The sequence below is a fragment of the Hymenobacter rubripertinctus genome (assembly GCF_003583925.1).
Lineage (GTDB): Bacteria > Bacteroidota > Bacteroidia > Cytophagales > Hymenobacteraceae > Hymenobacter > Hymenobacter rubripertinctus.
Map to the genome: position 1 here is coordinate 1 of NZ_QYCN01000109.1, position 906 is coordinate 906.

1 protein-coding gene is annotated in these 906 nt (G+C 62.5%); it reads left to right on the plus strand.

Going from position 1 to position 906, the window contains the following annotated elements:
- Positions 1 to 44: 44 nt before the first annotated feature.
- A protein-coding gene (locus D0T11_RS21730; RefSeq protein WP_394365767.1) for an IS5 family transposase occupies positions 45 to 879 on the plus strand; the annotation gives its coding sequence in 2 pieces (ribosomal slippage) (positions 45 to 395 and positions 397 to 879; 834 coding nt in all).
- Positions 880 to 906 lie beyond the last annotated feature (27 nt).

Sequence of the window (906 nt, forward strand, 5' to 3'; positions counted from 1 at the left end):
AGAGTCTATCCGAATAGGAGTTAAAGAAGTGGTACTTTCGCGGCATGGCCACGACGCAAGAATTCACGATTTCCGATACGCTCTGGGCGCGCCTCTCGCCCCTGCTGCCCGTGCACACGCCCAAACCTCATCCGCTGGGCCGCCACCGCCAGCGCATCCCCGACCGCCAGGTGCTGAACGGCATTTTCTTCGTGCTGCGCACCGGTTGCCAATGGAAAGCGCTGAGTGCCACCGGCATTTGCTCGTCCAGCACGGCCCACAGCCGCTTTCAGCAGTGGGTCGAGGCCGGCGTCTTTGCCCGCCTCTGGAACGAAGCGCTGCAAGATTACGAGGACCTGATTGGTCTCGACTTCGACTGGATGGCCCTCGACGGTTCGCTGCACAAAGCGCCGTTGGGCGGGGAAAAAAACCGGCCCCAACCCCACGGACCGCGCTAAAGGCGGCGTCAAACGCAGTCTGCTGACCGAGGCGCACGGCATTCCAGTCGGCTTGGTGCTGGAGGGGGCCAACCGGCATGATATGAAGCTGACGGAAAGCACCTTGGCCAGCCTGCCGCCAGCGGCGGAGGCGGCCCGCCAGGCCCACTTGGCGGCGGGTGGCGAGCAGGGCCTGTGTCTGGATGCGGGCTATGATTACGCCCAGGTACGGGAAATCGTGGCGGCGCACGGCTACACGGCCCACATCCGGCCACGAGGCGAGGAGGTTGCAGCTAAAAAAGCGGGCCAAAAGGCCCGTCGCTGGGTCGTGGAGCGCACCCACTCTTGGCTCAACCGCTTCCGGCATCTGCTGATTCGCTGGGCCAAAAAACCGGAGAACTACTTGGCCATGCTCCACTTTGCCTGTGCGCGCATTACGTGGTACAATTGTCTTTTTGGCTGACCCTCATTCCCTATTCGGATAGACTCT